Origin of the sequence: Rhodococcus sp. IEGM 1409, assembly GCF_030056735.1 — a bacterium.
Classification (GTDB): domain Bacteria; phylum Actinomycetota; class Actinomycetes; order Mycobacteriales; family Mycobacteriaceae; genus Rhodococcus_F.
In genome coordinates this window covers 100,023-114,709 of record NZ_JASHKN010000005.1, presented here as the reverse complement: position 1 = coordinate 114,709, position 14,687 = coordinate 100,023, and the positions used below count along the sequence as shown (strand labels likewise).

Below are 14,687 nucleotides of genomic sequence, written 5' to 3'. Positions count from 1 at the left end.
TTACAGCTCTCGGCGAGCCTTTTGCTTGTTCACTGCGTCCCCGCCCTCGGGTGAGAGCGGGGACATTCAGCACTTACGGATCAACTGGGATTCGAGGCCTTACAAACCATCGTCAAGTGATGTGCCACGATTCGACGGCTGCCGCTTGGCCATGGCTGCCAGCCCTCGGCCGAGTCTGTCGACCGATGACGTGGATCGTCGGGTGTTGGATGCGAGGTAGAGCGTCGTCGTCGACAGGTGTGCGTGACCGAGAGCGGCCTGGACGTCGCGCACGTCGGCGCCGAGGTCGGCCAACCGAGTGGCGAACCGGTGACGAAGCGTGTGCAGCGTGTACGGCAAACCGATGGCCTTCAGGTGCGAGGATGTGATCTGCGTCAGCCTGTTCGGCGTGTAGGCATTGCCGCTCTTCGAGATGAAGAGCGGGCCGGTGCGGTACATGAGCGATCGAATCTCGGCGTAGATGTCGGGCGCGATCCTGATGATGCGCTCGTGTCCGCCCTTGCCGTGCACCACGAGATACGCACCCTTGCCGTTCTCGTCCTCGCGCACATCACTGCGAGTCATGCGAGTGATTTCGCCGCACCGTAGACCGCAGTAGCCGGCGAGCAGAAATACGCAGAAGAGCTGGTGGTCGTGGCGTGATGTTGTCAGTGCTGCCGACAGATCCCGCTCTGGAATCGGCCGAGGCATACGACGCTTCAGCTTCGGGGTCACGAGGAAAACTGTCGGGTCTACTGTGATCAACTCATTGAGCTGCGCCCAGCGATAGAAGGCTCGCACGTGAGCCGTATACGTGGCGATGCTGGACGGCGAGATTCGAAGATTTGTCTGCCAGGCGGCGAGGTCATCGGCGGTTGCTTCGATGAGCGGCTTTCCGAGTTTTGCCTGGATGCGCTGCAGGTTGTCGAGGCGGTGCTTGATCGTCGTCGGGCTCGAGTTGTGCAGGCGAAGGTTGCCGAGGTGCATGGAAATTGGATCTGTGGTCATTGCCTGTTCTACGCCAGACCGACCGTTCCGATAAACGTTATCGGCGACATTCAGGACGTTTGTCATGAATCGGACTTCGGCCGCCGAACGGTCTTCTCGCATAGCAGCGATGCCGACCTCGGACCCGAGCTCTTAGGTTGCCGATCCGCAAGGCTATGGCGCACCTTTGGTTGCGTAGGTTTGTGTTTCACATGGCGTAGCACTGGGAGAAACGCACTTCTCGAGGTAAAACGGTTTCTGTGATCCGCTCGGCCATATCCACCGACCTACCCGCACTGCAACAGATCGAGATCGCCGCGGGCGAACCGTTCCGAGACATCGGGATGGACGCCATCGCAGACGATCCACCGCCGACGCTCGACGAGTTGAACGATTTTCTCGCAGCCGAACACATCTGGGTTCAGACCGACGCAAACGACGTACCCGTTGCGTACGCACTCGTCGAGATCGTGGACGGCGGCGCACATATCGAGCAAGTTTCCGTTCACCCCGACCATGCCCGCAGAGGCCTCGGAGCCCAGCTGATCGACGCCGTCACCGAATGGGCGGCGGACCACCAGCACGATCTCGTGACTCTGACGACCTTCGTCGACGTCCCGTGGAACGCGCCGTACTACGAGCGACTCGGATTCGTGCGCCTAGCGGAGAACACACTCTCCCCCGGCCTGATCCGCATCAGAATGGTCGAGCAGTCGTCCGGGCTGGACGCCTGGCCGCGTGTGACGATGAGCCGCCCCGCCCGCGGTCACGTGTCGGCAGTACAGGAGTACGCGGTGCAGGAGTACGCGGTTCAGGAGTTGGCGGTCCACGCACCCGAACGTACGAACTCGTCCAGCACTGCCGTCGGGCCGAGCAGGTCGATCCCTTCCGACGCCACCCATTCGTCGTTGTAGTAGGTGCCCGAGTAGCGCTCTCCGCCGTCGCACAGCAGCGTGACGACGCTACCGCTGCGTCCGGCGGCCATCATCTCCGCAATCAACGCAAAAGCTCCCCACAGGTTCGTACCCGTCGAGCCGCCCACTTTGCGCCCCAGGGCGGCGCTGGCGTGCCGTGCGGCCGCGATCGAGCCTGCGTCCGGCACCTTGATCATGCGGTCGACCACCTGACCGACAAACGACGGTTCGACGCGCGGACGGCCGATGCCCTCGATCCGGGAGCCTCGAGTACCGACGATCGACGGATCGCTCGCTCGCCACGCGTCGAAGAACACGGAGTGCTCCGGGTCTACGACGCACAGTCCCGTATCGAATTTCCGGTAGCGAAGAAAGCGGCCGATCGTGGCGCCGGTTCCGCCCGTCCCGGCTCCGACGACCACCCAGTCGGGAATCGGATGTTCCTCGTGCTCGAGTTGAGTGAAGATCGATTCGGCGATGTTGTTGTTTCCGCGCCAGTCCGTCGCGCGCTCGGCGTGGGTGAACTGGTCCATGTAGTGGCCGTTCAACTCGCTCGCGAGCCGATGCGATTCCGAGTAGATCGAGGACGGATCGCTCACGAAATGACAACGCCCACCCTGCGCCTCGATCAACGCGACCTTGGCGGGACTCGTGCTCGCTGGCATCACCGCGACAAAATCCAGGCCGAGCAACTTCGCGAAATACGCCTCGCTGACGGCCGTCGAACCGGACGACGCTTCGATGACGGTGGTCTCTTCGGTAACCCAGCCGTTGCAGATTGCGTAAAGGAAAAGCGACCGTGCGAGTCGATGCTTGAGACTCCCCGTGATGTGTGTCGACTCGTCCTTCAGATAGAGCTGGACGGTCCAGTTGCTCGGCAGCGGATACCGCAGCAGGTGAGTGTCCGCACTGCGTTGCGCATCGGCTTCGATCAACCGCACCGCGTTGTCGACCCACCGACGAGACGTCCGACGGTCGACGTCGAGCGACTCCGTGGTCACCGGCCGTCTCCACGCAGCTTGGAGCGGAGATCGTCACGATCGGACCGACGCTGGGCGTCGACCGCCGCGATGCCTGCATTGACACGCTTGCGCAGTTTCGCGAAGAGCAGCAACGACAGCGGCAGCGCGATCAGCACTGCGAACAGTGCCGCGACAATCAGGGGAACGTCAGTGCCGGCGAGCTTTCCGCCGCCGATGATGATGGCACCGATCACGACGACAAGCAGCAGTCGAGCGACCGAGTACAGCACCACGTCGCGGGCCAATTGACCCTTGGTCACCGGCTCAGCAGCTGACTTTGCTTGCCCAGAGGTTGCGGAGGGTTTACTGGCCTTGACCGGCTCAGAAGGAACATTTTCGGGGTTTTCAGACAACTGACTCACCCTCTCAGGTTACCCATTCCGGATACCGGTGGGACTGAGCCCGCCTTATCCATTTTGTCCTTTACTTAAACATTACTTTTTCTTGAAAGATCGACTACCTGGCTATATTTGTGCAAACATTGCGCTACCACTCAGAAAACGGTCGAATGTGAGCGAAGGACTTCGAAACAAACTCGACGCAGGTTTTCGGCAACTGCTCGACACACCGGTTCGGTATCACTGTTCAGAGTCATTGTTCGTCAACGTTCGACATCAACATGGAGGACCTCACAATGAGCGCATCAACCTTCAATACCGCCGCAGACGCACTCATGACGCCCGGACAGGTAGCGGCATTGTTTCATGTCGATCCCAAGACCGTGACCCGCTGGGCACACGCAGGACGACTTGGCTCGCTTCGCACACCAGGGGGACATCGTCGATTCCGTGAGGCCGAGGTCATGCAGCTTTTGCGCTCGCTGACCACGGAAGCGGACCACAACTGAGCATTCTCAGCTCACTTCGAAGTACTTGCACTACCCGACAGATCTTGCAGCACCCGACAGATACAGCACTGACGCACTGAGCCGAAACACTTGTCCCCACCACTTCTGGTGATGCGGGCCAGAGACTGAGTAGGCTCGACCTCAGTTCCCTGAGGAGGTGCGCCGTGTTGTATCTGTTGGCGTTGGTGGGTTTGGTGACATTGATCGTTCTGATGTGGAAGGCATTCGGGCCCGATCCGTCTACGCGTGCCCCGGTGAGCGGCGTGCGCGGACCGGACGACGATCCCGAATTCCTATGGAATGTGAACCAGCAAACACGACGCAAGCGCACGGAAGGGCCGGACGTACCGCCGACTGACGCGTCGACGTAGCGTCCGGGCTCACCCGGCTATCCGATTACCGCCCCGGCAACCCGAACGGGGAGGCCGGAAAGTCCTGCGCAACCACTGCAGCCAATTCCAGCACCGCTTCCCGAGTACCTGGACGCAGCCGGTCCAGATCGATTTCCGCGCCCTCTTCCAAATGCGGGTCGAACGGAATCAACCTCACCGCTCGACAGCGCTGCTCGAAGTGCTCGACGACCCGCGGTAGATCAACCTTGCCCGAGCGAGGCCGCACCGCGTTGATGACGGCTACGGACGTGGCGACCAGCCTGCTGTAACCGTGAGCGTCGAGCCAATCAAGTGTCGCGGAGGCACTACGCGCACCGTCGACGGATCCGGAACTGACGACGATCAACGAATCTGCACCCTCGAGAATGGCCTGCATCGCCGAGTGCATCAAGCCGGTGCCGCAGTCGGTCAGAACTATGCTGTAGAACTTTTCGAGCATGTCGACCGTGCGCGTGTAGTCCACGCCGCTGAATGCCTCCGACACTGCTGGATCACTGTCGGACGCAAGCACTTCGAGCCGGTGGTGGTTCTGCGATGTATAGCCTCTGACGTCGCTGTACTTCTCGATACTGTTCTCGTCACGCAGCAGGTTACGCACAGTCGCCGGCGTCTCGAGCGGGATTTTCTGACTCAGGGTTCCCCGGTCCGGGTTTGCATCGACTGCGACGACGCGATCGCCGCGAATCGATGCGAACATCGATCCCAGCGTCGCAGTTGTCGTGGTTTTGCCGACGCCACCTTTGAGACTGAGCACCGCAACCTTGTAGCAGCCCTGCAGCGGCTGGTTGATCTGGCGCGTCAACTCGACGACATGCTGATCTTTCGCGCCGTTCCCGAGGTTCACCGATCGGCCGGACATCGTGTACAGCGCCTTGCGCCAGCCTCCGGCCGGGGCTGGCCGGACAGGCTTGACGAGGAGCGCAGCCGAGAGGTCTTGCGCGGTCATCGGAAGAGCCGGTTCGGGGCGATTGCCGGGAGCGGCGTTGAATCCGGCCTGCTGTATCGGAGGGTGAACCGGTGCCGCCGGCGGCGGAGAAACCGGCATCGCCTGCCCGTTCTGCAGAGTGTGACCATTCTGCAACGCTTGACCGTTCTGTACCGGCGAGGAGCCGGGATGACCGAACTGCCGAATCACGGGATTGGGCTGATGCATGCCGGGCGAAGGTGCCTGCGGTTGCTGGAGCGGTCTCGCAGATGGGTGCGCGGTCGGACCGGGTTGGTTCTGGACGGGCTGCGATCTCTGGACGGGCTGCGGGTTCTGGACGGGCTGCGAGTTCTGGACTGATCCTGCACGATTCGTGGGTTCATAGGTTTGCATCGGCATCGCGGGCGAAGTCGAGAACTGGCCGTCGATCGGACCGGGCTGCGCCGCCGGGTACTGGATGACCGGAGTTTTGGGGCCCGAAGTTTTAGGAGCCGGAGTGTTAGAAGCCGGAGCCTTCGGGCCCGGGGCTTGAGCTGATCCTGGAGATTGAGTTGTTCCTGCCGCCGGAGTCGCCGGGGTCGTCAGCGGCGGCTGGGCGGGTGCACTGGGCGCCTGGCCGGCTACTTCCTGGAGCCGACCGGAGTCGACCGGGGCCACGAAGAGACTGCGAACGTCGCTGGGAACCGAGTCGGATGACGGCTCGGGCGCGGATGCGCGCGGCTCGCGCCGCGTCGGCTCGGCAGGGCGCACCGGCTCCCACAACCCTGCTCCGGCGTCTTCGATCTTGTCGGCCATCTCGCCGTTCCCCCTCGTCGATCCCGCAGCTACCAGACAGCTAGTTATTGACCGAGCTGCATCGTAGCTGGTGCCGCCCCTGACCTACCTACCGGTAATACCTACAAACCGGTCGGCAGCCACCCACGGTACCTCGAGAGGATCAGTTGAGTCCCGCGTAGGAGTGCAAGCCGGAGACGACCATGTTGATGATGAAGAGATTGAACAGCATCGCAACGAAACCGGCGATGTTGATCCAAGCAGCCTTCGTCTCCCGCCACCCGGACGTTGCCCTCGCATGCAGGTAGGCCGCGTAGATCACCCAGGCGATGAAGGACATCGTCTCCTTGGGATCCCAACCCCAGAAGCGTCCCCATGCAGCTTCCGCCCAGATGGCACCGAGTATCACGCCTGCGCCGAACAGCGGAAACGCGATGATCGTGCTCTTGTATGCCAAGCGGTCGAGAGTTTGGGCGTCCGGCAGTCGCTCTGCGATCCGGCCGCCGATGCTCGTGCCTTCGTCACCGGGCGGGAACTTCAGTCGCAGCAGGAACAGGAGGCTCGCGATACCGCCGATCATGAAGATGCCGGAGCCGACGCTGACGATCGTCACGTGAATCGGAAGCCAGTACGAGCGCAGCGCCGGAACCACAGGAGCCGCGTCGGCGTAGAGGACCGTGCCGGCGAGGAACATCAGAATCAGAACGGGTACCAGCAGGAAGACCCACATCGGACGGTAAGCCGGCTTGATCAACAGGACGTGCCCGACCAGCAACGACGCCGCACATGCCATCGCCACGAATTCGTACATGTTGCCGAGCGGGAATCGTTCCGTCGCAAATCCGCGCAGCACGATCGACGCGATGATCAGTACCGTTCCGACGACCAGGACAGCTCGGCCCATTCCGCCGAATCGCTCCGAGAGCGACTTGGTCGGAGTCTCAGCGACCCTGCCCGGCACGGAAGCGTCGACTCCCCCGGCCGAGACCAGTTCCTTGTCCTGAACCGCCTTGGCTCTGGCCGACGCGTACTGCACGATGAGCAGCACAAACGCCAGAACGAGCACGGTGAAGGCGGACTTGAAGGCCCAGTCGCTGTACTGCGCGAGTGTCTCGTTGGTTGTCATCGGGCGTTCTCCTGCGCGTGCGGTTCGGTCACCGCGGTGGTCGGATTGCTTTTCAGCAAGCGGTCGGCGAGGCGGTCGAACTCGTCGCCCCAGCCTGCGTGGTCGGTGCGGGCAAGCCCACCAAGTTCTACTACAGTACGTCGTTCGTCATCTGGATAGATACGTGCCCAGACGCGGCGACGCTTGATCACGAGCGAGACGAGCAGACCCGCCATCATCGTCAACGCCGAAACCAACACCCACACCTGAGCGGGATCGTGCGAAACCTGAAGGTTCACGAAGTCGACGGCACCGTCGAATCGCACCTGGGTTCCGTCGGCAAGCGTCGCGCTCTCCCCCGGGAAAAGGTTGACTCGGTCCTGCTTGACCAGTCGACCCTGATTGATCAGTTCGGTGTTGAGTTCGAAGAGCGATTGCGGGTTACCGGTATCGAGTCCGGTGTCGCCCTTGTAGATGTCGATCGCGACTGCCGGATCGTTCATCGCCGGGTAACTCGACGACAGAAGGTTGCCGTGGAACAGCGCGGTGGGCGCGAACAATCCTTCGATGGCAATCTGATTCTTCCGACGCTCGTCCGCATCCGGATACATGCCGCCCGGCGGGTCGAAACGCATCGCGCCACTGCTCAGGAACGTCGTGGCGTCGTCCGGACGCCACTGAAGCGTCTCGGTACGGGTCTCGCCGTTCGGGAACGTGACGGTGAAGGTCGGCGCGTATCCGTGTCCCTGCAGGTACACACGATCGCCGGCGATCCGCAGCGGGTGGTTCACCTGAATGGTCGTGTCCCGCCACGTATCGGAGTCGAGGTCGTCGCCTGCCTGGTACGAGATGTCCGAGGTGAACATCTCGGCCTGACCGGTCTCGAGGTAGTCGGCCTGGAAGTTCTTCACACGGACACACAGCGGCGTCATGCCGGTGCCGTCGAGGCTCAGGCCCGCGACGAACGAGTCGAACACCGCCGGCGACGTAGTGCAGAACCCGGGGCCGTCGTTGGCGATGACGATGCGATTGCCTTCGTAGCCGAACAACTTGCCCGCGGCGATCGCGATCAGCAGCCCGACCAGCGACAGGTGGAACACGAGGTTGCCGAATTCGCGGAGGTATCCCTTCTCCGCCGAGATGGTGATCTCGCCTTCGCGTCGTGATTTCGTATCGCCGAGGCGCGTTTCGACGCGCCAACCACGCAGTTCTTTCGACACACGGGCAGCAAGTTCGTCGGGAGTCTCGCCGTCCACGACGCTCGTGGTGTGGTGCGGCAGACGAGCGAGGTTACGCGGCGCATTCACCGGACGCGTGCGCAGTGCCTTTGCGTGCTCCACACAACGCGGCAGGATGCAGCCGACCAGCGAGATGAAGAGCAATGCGTAGATCGCGGTGAACCAGAAGCTGCTGAACACGTCGAACAGTTCGAGGCGGTCCATCCACGGACCGAGCGTCGGTCGCGCGGCGATGTAGTCGGCGACCTTGCCCTCGTTGAGGGTTCGCTGTGGCAGCAGGGCGCCGGGGATCGCAGCGAGTGCGAGGAGAAACAGCAGAACCAGCGCGGTCCGCATCGAGGTGAGCCCGCGCCAGGTGTTGCGCCCGAGTGCAACGACTCGACCGATCACCGACTGCTTAGGCAGCACGGGTGTCGGGTTGTCGTTATTGTCGTCAGCTGTCATATCGGCAGCGTCACCTCCGAGATAAATGCGTCGCGAACCCAGCCGACGAACTGGTCCCACGCGCCTGTGACGAGGGCGATTCCCACTGCCACCAACATGATTCCGCCGAAAATTTGAATGGTGCGTGCATTACGACGCAACCAGCCGACGCCGGTCAGCGCACGCGCCGACCCCAGCGCCAGAAAGATGAACGGCAGGCCGAGTCCGATGCAGTACGCGACGATCAACGTGACACCACGCGCGGCGGTCATCCCGTCGGTTCCCGCGGCTACGGACATCACGCCTGCCAATGTCGGTCCGAGGCATGGCGTCCACCCCAGCGCGAACACTCCCCCGAGCAGCGGCGCCCCCACCAGTGACGACACACGACGCGGTTCGAAACGAACGTCCTTCTGCAGCGCTGGGATCAGTCCGATGAACACCAGACCCATCGCGATCGTGACCACACCGCCCACGCGCATCAGGACCTCGCGGTTGACGAGCAGAGTCGAGATCACGCCGAACACCGACGCGGTGGCGAGAACGAAGACAACGGTGAAGCCGGCGACGAACAGTCCGGCCGCACCGGCGACCCTCAGGCGGCTGCTCCGGGTGATCGTCCGGGTCCTCGCCTCGTCGGCGGTGATCGCGGGGGCGTCGGCGCCGACGACGCCGGCGAGGTAGGAAAGATAGCCGGGAACGAGCGGCACGACGCACGGTGAAGCGAACGACACCAGACCGGCGAGAACGCAGGCACCGAGGGCCAGCAGAAGCGGACCGGACGACGCCGCGTTCTGAAACGCTTCGCCCACACCGGCACTCAGTGTTTCGCTGCCGGCCAGCAGCGTGGTGGTCGTGGTTGTCATGTCTACTGCGCGTCTTCCTGAGCTATTCGCTGGACGACGGGCAGCAAATCCTCGGCGAGAAGTTCTTGGAGAAATACCGCGGCGACGCGGTGCTGGCGATCGAGGACGATCGTCGTCGGAATGACCGACGTGGGGTAGCCCTTGCCGAGGGCAATCAGCGAGCGCATCGACGGGTCGTAGATCGACGGGTACGAGACCTTGTTGTCGACCACGAAGTCCTGCGCCTTGTTCTTGGTGTCGTCGCGGACGTTGATACCGAGGAACTGCACGCCAGAATCCTTGGTCTGCTCGTAGACCTGTTCAAGATCGTCGGCTTCGGCCCGGCACGGTCCACACCACTGACCCCAGACGTTGAGGACGACGACCTTGCCTTCGAAGTCGTCGACGCCGACCTTCTGGCCTTCGTTCATCAGGTCGGGCCCGGAGAGGTTGCCGATGGTGCCTCGGTCGGACGGCGGATCGTAGAAGATCTTGGTTTGTCCGCCCGGTGAGACGAAGTCGAAAGTTCCGCCCTGTGCGACGGCGTCGTCGCCGGTCGCGCAGGACGAGAGAAGGAGCATCGCGGACGCAGCGACTGCCAGTACTGCGGCGATGCGGCGCGAAATCATGCCACCGGAGCGGAGCGGAGTCATGCTCCTGTCACTCTCGGGTCGGAGGCGCCGGCGGGTTCGGAGTAGACGATGTCGACCAAGGTGTCGCCTTCGTAGACCAGTGACGTCAACGAGGCCAGACCGCACTGACGGTGACGGGGATCGTGCCAGAGACGCTCACCCTGCAGGAATCGACGCAGAGTCCAGACCGGAAGCTGATGGCTGACGACGACGGCTTCGTGTCCGACTGCCGCGACGCGTGCGGCGTTGACGGCTGCCAGCATGCGATGTGCGATCTGCAAGTAGGGCTCGCCCCAGGACGGGGTGAACGGGTCACGCAGTTTCCACCAGTGACGCGGACGGGAGAGCGCACCGTCGCCGACGGCAACCTTGAGACCCTCGAACTCGTTGCCTGCCTCGATGAGGTTCTCGTCGGTGACGATGTCGAGCTTGTGTGCCTCGGCGATCGGAGTCGCGGTTTCCTGCGCGCGCTGCAGCGGCGACGCGACCACGTGGGTGATGTCGTGATCGGCGAGCACGGACGCGACCGCACGAGCCTGTGCTTCGCCCGCCACCGACAACCGGAAGCCCGGGAGCCGTCCGTAGAGGATCCCGCGCGGGTTGTGAACTTCGCCGTGGCGAAGGACGTGGACGATAGTGCGGGTGGACGTGTGGTCGGGGTGATCGGCGTCGGTCACAGTCGAGGGTCCTCGCTGAAGATGATGGATGTCGGAAGCGTGCGGGTGTTGCTCGGGCTTGAACGTGTCAGGACTTGACGGCAGCCGCCGCGGCCTTGGCTGCGTGAGGCATGGCGTCGGCGATGATCGAGAATGCTCGATCGTCGAGTGCTGCGGAGACGAACCACGCTTCGAATGCGCTCGGCGGCGGGTACACGCCACGGGAGAGCAGCGCGTGGAAGAAGGCGGGGAATCGCCAGGTTTGCGCGGCTTTGGCTTCGTCGTAGTTGGTCACCGTGTTCTCGGTGAAGAACACGCTGACCAAGGTGCCTGCGTACTGCACGCGGTGTTCGACGCCTTCGGCGGTGAGCGCTTCGGTCATGAGGTCCCCGAGGACGGTCGCGTTCCGGCCGAGCTTGGCGTACACCTCGGCGTCGGCTGCGCGCAGGCTTGCGAGTCCGGCGGCGACGGCCACGGGGTTACCCGAGAGGGTGCCGGCCTGGTAGACGGGACCGTCGGGTGCGAGGTGACCCATGATGTCGGCGCGGCCACCGAATGCTGCAGCGGGCAGTCCGCCGCTCATGACCTTGCCGAAGGTGTAGAGGTCGCCGGCGACGTTGTCGATGCCGTACCAACCCGAGGCGCTGACGCGGAATCCGGTCATCACCTCGTCCATGATCAGGAGTGCGCCGTGCTCACGGGTGAGGCGACGCAGGCCCTCGTTGAAACCGGGAAGCGGCGCGACGGCGCCCATGTTTCCGGCGGCAGCTTCGGTGATGACGCACGCGATGGCGCCGGGGTTGGCGTCGAACGCCGCGGCCACTGCGTCGAGATCGTTGTAGCGGACGACGATGGTGTCTTCGGCTTGAGCGCCGGTCACGCCGGGCGAGGTCGGCAGTCCGAACGTCGCGAGGCCCGATCCGGCGTCGGCGAGAAGGGCGTCGACGTGGCCGTGATAGCAACCGGAGAACTTGATGATCTTGGTGCGTCCGGTAAATCCGCGGGCGAGGCGGACTGCGCTCATCGTGGCTTCGGTTCCGGAGTTGACCAGGCGAACCTTTTCCACGGGCGCGACGCGGGCGACGATTTCCTCGGCGAGGGCAACTTCGCCTTCCGTCGGCGCACCGAAGGAGAGACCGCTGAGAGCGGCTTCGCGAACGGCTTCGACGACTGCCGGGTGAGCGTGCCCGAGAATCATCGGACCCCAGGACGACACCAGGTCGACGTAGTTGTTCCCGTCGACGTCGGTGAGGGTGTAGCCGGACGCCTCGCGGATGAATCGCGGTGTTCCGCCGACCGAACCGAACGCACGGACGGGCGAGTTGACGCCACCCGGAATCACGTTGCCGGCACGTTCGAAGAGCCGAGCGGAGTTCGTTGCATGCACGTCGGGATCACCGGAAGACACAGTCACGGCTTCCAGTGTCCCAGTTCTGTCGAATCTGACAACGACAGGGTGTAGGACTTCGGTGCTCGAGGCGAGTTTTCCGGTCGAACCGGACCTCACGTGAGACGATTTCGAGCATGAAGCGACTGTTGACGACGCTGATGGTCTCAGCTGCGATTCTTCTCACATCATGTGGTTCGGACGCTTCCAATGACGACAAGGCGACAATTTCGTCGCCGCCAAGTGCCACGGAGACGGTTGGAACGACCGCGGCAACGAGCACCGAGCCCGCGTTTCTCGGCGGGTGTTCGGCCGTGTCCGTCTACGTTCAGCAGCGTGTTCAGAGCGGCGACACGTCGACACAGACGGCGGGAGCCGACTTCCTGAAGATCGTCGAGAACGACCCTTCGTACCAGGCTATGTCCGAGAGCGAGAAGGAACTCTTCCGTCAGGGAATCGAAGCGGGCGCCGCAGGCTCCTGCTGAATGTGAGGGTTGGGATCGAACCGGGTTGCCCGCGGTGCGCTACGCGCTATCGTCGGTTCCATGGCCACCACAGCGGACCACCTCAGGACAACACTCGACGGACGCTGGCGGGAGGTGCGTGAGCGCGTTCGCGGCGAATTGAACGACGAACGTTTTGCTCCGCACTACACACCCAACACCGCCATAGCGCGTTCCAAGGCTCTCGAACAGATGCGGGTTCTCGCCGATCTCGGCTACGCCGCAAACGGTTTCGCGGTATCTCACGGCGGAACGGGCGACGCGGGCGGCGCCGTCACCAGCATCGAGATGCTGGCGATGTCCGACCTCTCGCTGATGGTCAAGGCGGGCGTCCAGTGGGGATTGTTCGGCGGCGCCATCGAAAACCTCGGCACCGAGCGTCACCACCAGGCATACGTCAAACCGCTGATCGATCTGGACCTGCTCGGTTGCTTTGCGATGACCGAGACCGGCCACGGCAGCGACGTACAAGAACTCGAGACCACGGCAACCTACGACGTCGAGACGGGCGAGTTCGTCGTCAACTCCCCCACTCCGTCCTCGCGCAAGGACTACATCGGCGGCGCTGCACAGCACGCCACCGTCGCGGCGGTGTTCGCTCAGTTGATCACCGGTGGCGAAAGCCAGGGCGTCCACTGTTTTGTCGTGCCGATCCGCGACGACGCCGGCAACGACCTCCCCGGTGTCACGACGTCCGACTGCGGACTCAAGGGCGGACTACCCGGCGTGGACAACGGCCGCATCGTCTTCGACCAGGTCCGCGTCCCGCGTGAGAACCTACTCAACCGTTACGCCGATGTCGCCGAGGACGGCACTTACAGCTCGGCGATCGAGAACCCGAACCGTCGTTTCTTCACGATGGTCGGCACGTTGGTTCGCGGACGTGTCACCGTCGGAGGTTCGGCAGCAGCTGCCGCCCGCGTGGGATTGGCCATTGCCGGTCGATATGCCCTGCAGCGCAGGCAGTTCAGCGCCCCGAAGAGTGATGACGAGGTCCTCATCATGGACTACCTCGTCCATCAGAAGCGTCTGCTGCCGTTGATCGCCCGCTCGTACGCACTGCAGTTCGCACAGAACGAACTTGTTGCGGCGATGCACGACATCCAGAGCAGCGAGAACCCGGATCCGCAGGAGCAGCGCGAACTCGAGGGTCGCGCCGCCGGACTCAAGGCCGCCAACACGTGGCATGCCACCCGGGCTATCCAGGAAGCACGCGAAGCTTGCGGCGGCGCAGGCTATCTCGCGGAGAACCGTCTCACCGCACTCAAGGCGGACACCGACGTGTTCACAACGTTCGAGGGTGACAACCACGTTCTGACGCAGTTGGTTGCCAAGGAACTGCTCACCTCCTACGCCGACGAAGTACGCGGCATGAGCCCGGTCGACTGGATGCGCTTCGCCGCTACGACGGTCTCCGACGTGGTCAAGAAGCGCACGGCGGCGCAGCAGATCCTGCAGACGATCGTCGACACCCGCCAGGACAACGAAGAGGATGGCAGCCTCTTCAACCGCGGCACCCAGATGAAGATGTTCGAGGACCGCGAGGAATACCTACTCTCCACTGCGGCAAGGCGATTGCAGGCCGCACAGAAGCGCGAGGAGAACCCCTTCGACGCGTTCAATTTCGTGCAGGACCACGTGCTCAAAGCCGCGCAAGCGCACATCGAGCGCGTCATCCTGGAGGCTTTCGTCGCCGGCATCGACTCGTGCGAGGACGAGGCCACGAAGGAACTCTTCGGCGAGGTGTGCGACCTCTACGCACTGTCGGTCATCGAGGAGAACAAGGCCTGGTTCATGGAGCACCGGCATCTGTCGGTGGAGCGTTCGAAGGCCGTGACGCGCGGGATCAACGAGCGTTGCCGCACCCTGCGTCCGCACGTCGAGACGCTGATCGACGGGTTCGGCATTCCGGATATCCTGCTGGGGTCGGCGATGTTGGATGGTCCGGGTACGGACGCAGTACGGCTGAAGTAGGCGGTGTGGTGGGGGGGGGCAACCCCCCCCCCCCCCCACAAAAATAGGGTGGGGGAGTTTTTTCAGGGGGGGGGGCACCCAACC

The 14,687-nt window shown here is 63.3% G+C and carries 15 protein-coding genes; 5 read left to right on the top strand and 10 right to left on the bottom strand.

Annotation, left to right across the window (positions count from 1 at the left end):
- Nucleotides 1-99: 99 nt before the first annotated feature.
- Nucleotides 100-987 (bottom strand): tyrosine-type recombinase/integrase, encoded by an 888-nt coding sequence (locus tag QM716_RS15585; protein ID WP_283304947.1) that lies wholly within the window; start codon nucleotides 985-987, stop codon nucleotides 100-102.
- Nucleotides 988-1,226: 239 nt separating this feature from the next.
- Between QM716_RS15585 and QM716_RS15580 the strand changes: the two genes are divergently transcribed.
- A complete protein-coding gene (locus QM716_RS15580) occupies nucleotides 1,227-1,880 on the top strand; it encodes a GNAT family N-acetyltransferase (protein WP_283304946.1) in 654 nt (217 codons plus the stop codon).
- Here QM716_RS15580 and cds1 read toward each other — a convergent pair.
- Entirely contained in the window at nucleotides 1,778-2,881 is a 1,104-nt protein-coding gene (gene cds1, locus QM716_RS15575; RefSeq protein ID WP_283304945.1) for an L-cysteine desulfhydrase Cds1, read from the bottom strand. The two genes, QM716_RS15580 and cds1, sit on opposite strands and share 103 nt — an antisense overlap.
- Complete coding sequence (locus QM716_RS15570; protein ID WP_502942061.1) at nucleotides 2,878-3,264, bottom strand: DUF4229 domain-containing protein; 387 nt, start codon at nucleotides 3,262-3,264, stop codon at nucleotides 2,878-2,880. The genes cds1 and QM716_RS15570 overlap by 4 nt, the downstream gene beginning before the upstream one ends.
- Before the next feature lie 272 nt (nucleotides 3,265-3,536).
- On the opposite strand from QM716_RS15570, the gene QM716_RS15565 reads away from it, so the two are divergent.
- Together QM716_RS15565 and QM716_RS15560 are read left to right on the top strand one after the other, a co-directional pair.
- Entirely contained in the window at nucleotides 3,537-3,749 is a 213-nt protein-coding gene (locus QM716_RS15565; RefSeq protein ID WP_283304944.1) for a BldC family transcriptional regulator, read from the top strand.
- Nucleotides 3,750-3,913: 164 nt separating this feature from the next.
- A complete protein-coding gene (locus tag QM716_RS15560) occupies nucleotides 3,914-4,120 on the top strand; it encodes a hypothetical protein (protein WP_283304943.1) in 207 nt (68 codons plus the stop codon).
- Nucleotides 4,121-4,145: 25 nt separating this feature from the next.
- On the opposite strand, the gene QM716_RS15555 is transcribed toward QM716_RS15560, so the two are convergent.
- The 7 genes from QM716_RS15555 to hemL form a co-directional block, all read right to left on the bottom strand.
- Nucleotides 4,146-5,459, bottom strand: coding sequence for a MinD/ParA family ATP-binding protein (locus tag QM716_RS15555; RefSeq protein ID WP_502942065.1), 1,314 nt, complete (start codon nucleotides 5,457-5,459; stop codon nucleotides 4,146-4,148).
- Nucleotides 5,460-6,003: 544 nt separating this feature from the next.
- Nucleotides 6,004-6,966, bottom strand: coding sequence for a c-type cytochrome biogenesis protein CcsB (gene ccsB / locus QM716_RS15550; RefSeq protein WP_019744351.1), 963 nt, complete (start codon nucleotides 6,964-6,966; stop codon nucleotides 6,004-6,006).
- Entirely contained in the window at nucleotides 6,963-8,627 is a 1,665-nt protein-coding gene (gene resB / locus QM716_RS15545; RefSeq protein WP_283304942.1) for a cytochrome c biogenesis protein ResB, read from the bottom strand. The genes ccsB and resB overlap by 4 nt, the downstream gene beginning before the upstream one ends.
- Complete coding sequence (locus tag QM716_RS15540) at nucleotides 8,624-9,472, bottom strand: cytochrome c biogenesis CcdA family protein (protein ID WP_283304941.1); 849 nt, start codon at nucleotides 9,470-9,472, stop codon at nucleotides 8,624-8,626. The genes resB and QM716_RS15540 overlap by 4 nt, the downstream gene beginning before the upstream one ends.
- A 2-nt stretch (nucleotides 9,473-9,474) precedes the next feature.
- Complete coding sequence (locus QM716_RS15535) at nucleotides 9,475-10,080, bottom strand: TlpA disulfide reductase family protein (RefSeq protein ID WP_283305150.1); 606 nt, start codon at nucleotides 10,078-10,080, stop codon at nucleotides 9,475-9,477.
- Nucleotides 10,081-10,100: 20 nt separating this feature from the next.
- Entirely contained in the window at nucleotides 10,101-10,760 is a 660-nt protein-coding gene (locus QM716_RS15530) for a histidine phosphatase family protein (protein WP_003941868.1), read from the bottom strand.
- A 67-nt stretch (nucleotides 10,761-10,827) separates the two neighbouring features.
- Nucleotides 10,828-12,153, bottom strand: a complete 1,326-nt coding sequence (gene hemL, locus QM716_RS15525; RefSeq protein WP_283304940.1) for a glutamate-1-semialdehyde 2,1-aminomutase — start codon at nucleotides 12,151-12,153, stop codon at nucleotides 10,828-10,830.
- 110 nt (nucleotides 12,154-12,263) lie between these two features.
- Between hemL and QM716_RS15520 the strand changes: the two genes are divergently transcribed.
- Together QM716_RS15520 and QM716_RS15515 are read left to right on the top strand one after the other, a co-directional pair.
- On the top strand, nucleotides 12,264-12,611 hold the full coding sequence (locus QM716_RS15520) for a hypothetical protein (protein ID WP_283304939.1): 348 nt from the start codon (nucleotides 12,264-12,266) through the stop codon (nucleotides 12,609-12,611).
- Nucleotides 12,612-12,671: 60 nt separating this feature from the next.
- Nucleotides 12,672-14,603, top strand: a complete 1,932-nt coding sequence (locus tag QM716_RS15515) for an acyl-CoA dehydrogenase family protein (protein WP_283304938.1) — start codon at nucleotides 12,672-12,674, stop codon at nucleotides 14,601-14,603.
- Nucleotides 14,604-14,687: the final 84 nt, after the last annotated feature.

Bases quoted from the DNA above. Each gene is read 5' to 3' on its own strand.
- QM716_RS15515 (WP_283304938.1), top strand. From the start codon at position 12,672: ATGGCCACCACAGCGGACCACCTCAGGACAACACTCGACGGACGCTGG.
- QM716_RS15540 (WP_283304941.1), bottom strand. From the start codon at position 9,472: ATGACAACCACGACCACCACGCTGCTGGCCGGCAGCGAAACACTGAGT.
- QM716_RS15520 (WP_283304939.1), top strand. From the start codon at position 12,264: ATGAAGCGACTGTTGACGACGCTGATGGTCTCAGCTGCGATTCTTCTC.
- resB (WP_283304942.1), bottom strand. From the start codon at position 8,627: ATGACAGCTGACGACAATAACGACAACCCGACACCCGTGCTGCCTAAG.
- QM716_RS15535 (WP_283305150.1), bottom strand. From the start codon at position 10,080: ATGATTTCGCGCCGCATCGCCGCAGTACTGGCAGTCGCTGCGTCCGCG.
- QM716_RS15585 (WP_283304947.1), bottom strand. From the start codon at position 987: ATGACCACAGATCCAATTTCCATGCACCTCGGCAACCTTCGCCTGCAC.
- QM716_RS15555 (WP_502942065.1), bottom strand. From the start codon at position 5,459: ATGCAAACCTATGAACCCACGAATCGTGCAGGATCAGTCCAGAACTCG.
- QM716_RS15565 (WP_283304944.1), top strand. From the start codon at position 3,537: ATGAGCGCATCAACCTTCAATACCGCCGCAGACGCACTCATGACGCCC.
- ccsB (WP_019744351.1), bottom strand. From the start codon at position 6,966: ATGACAACCAACGAGACACTCGCGCAGTACAGCGACTGGGCCTTCAAG.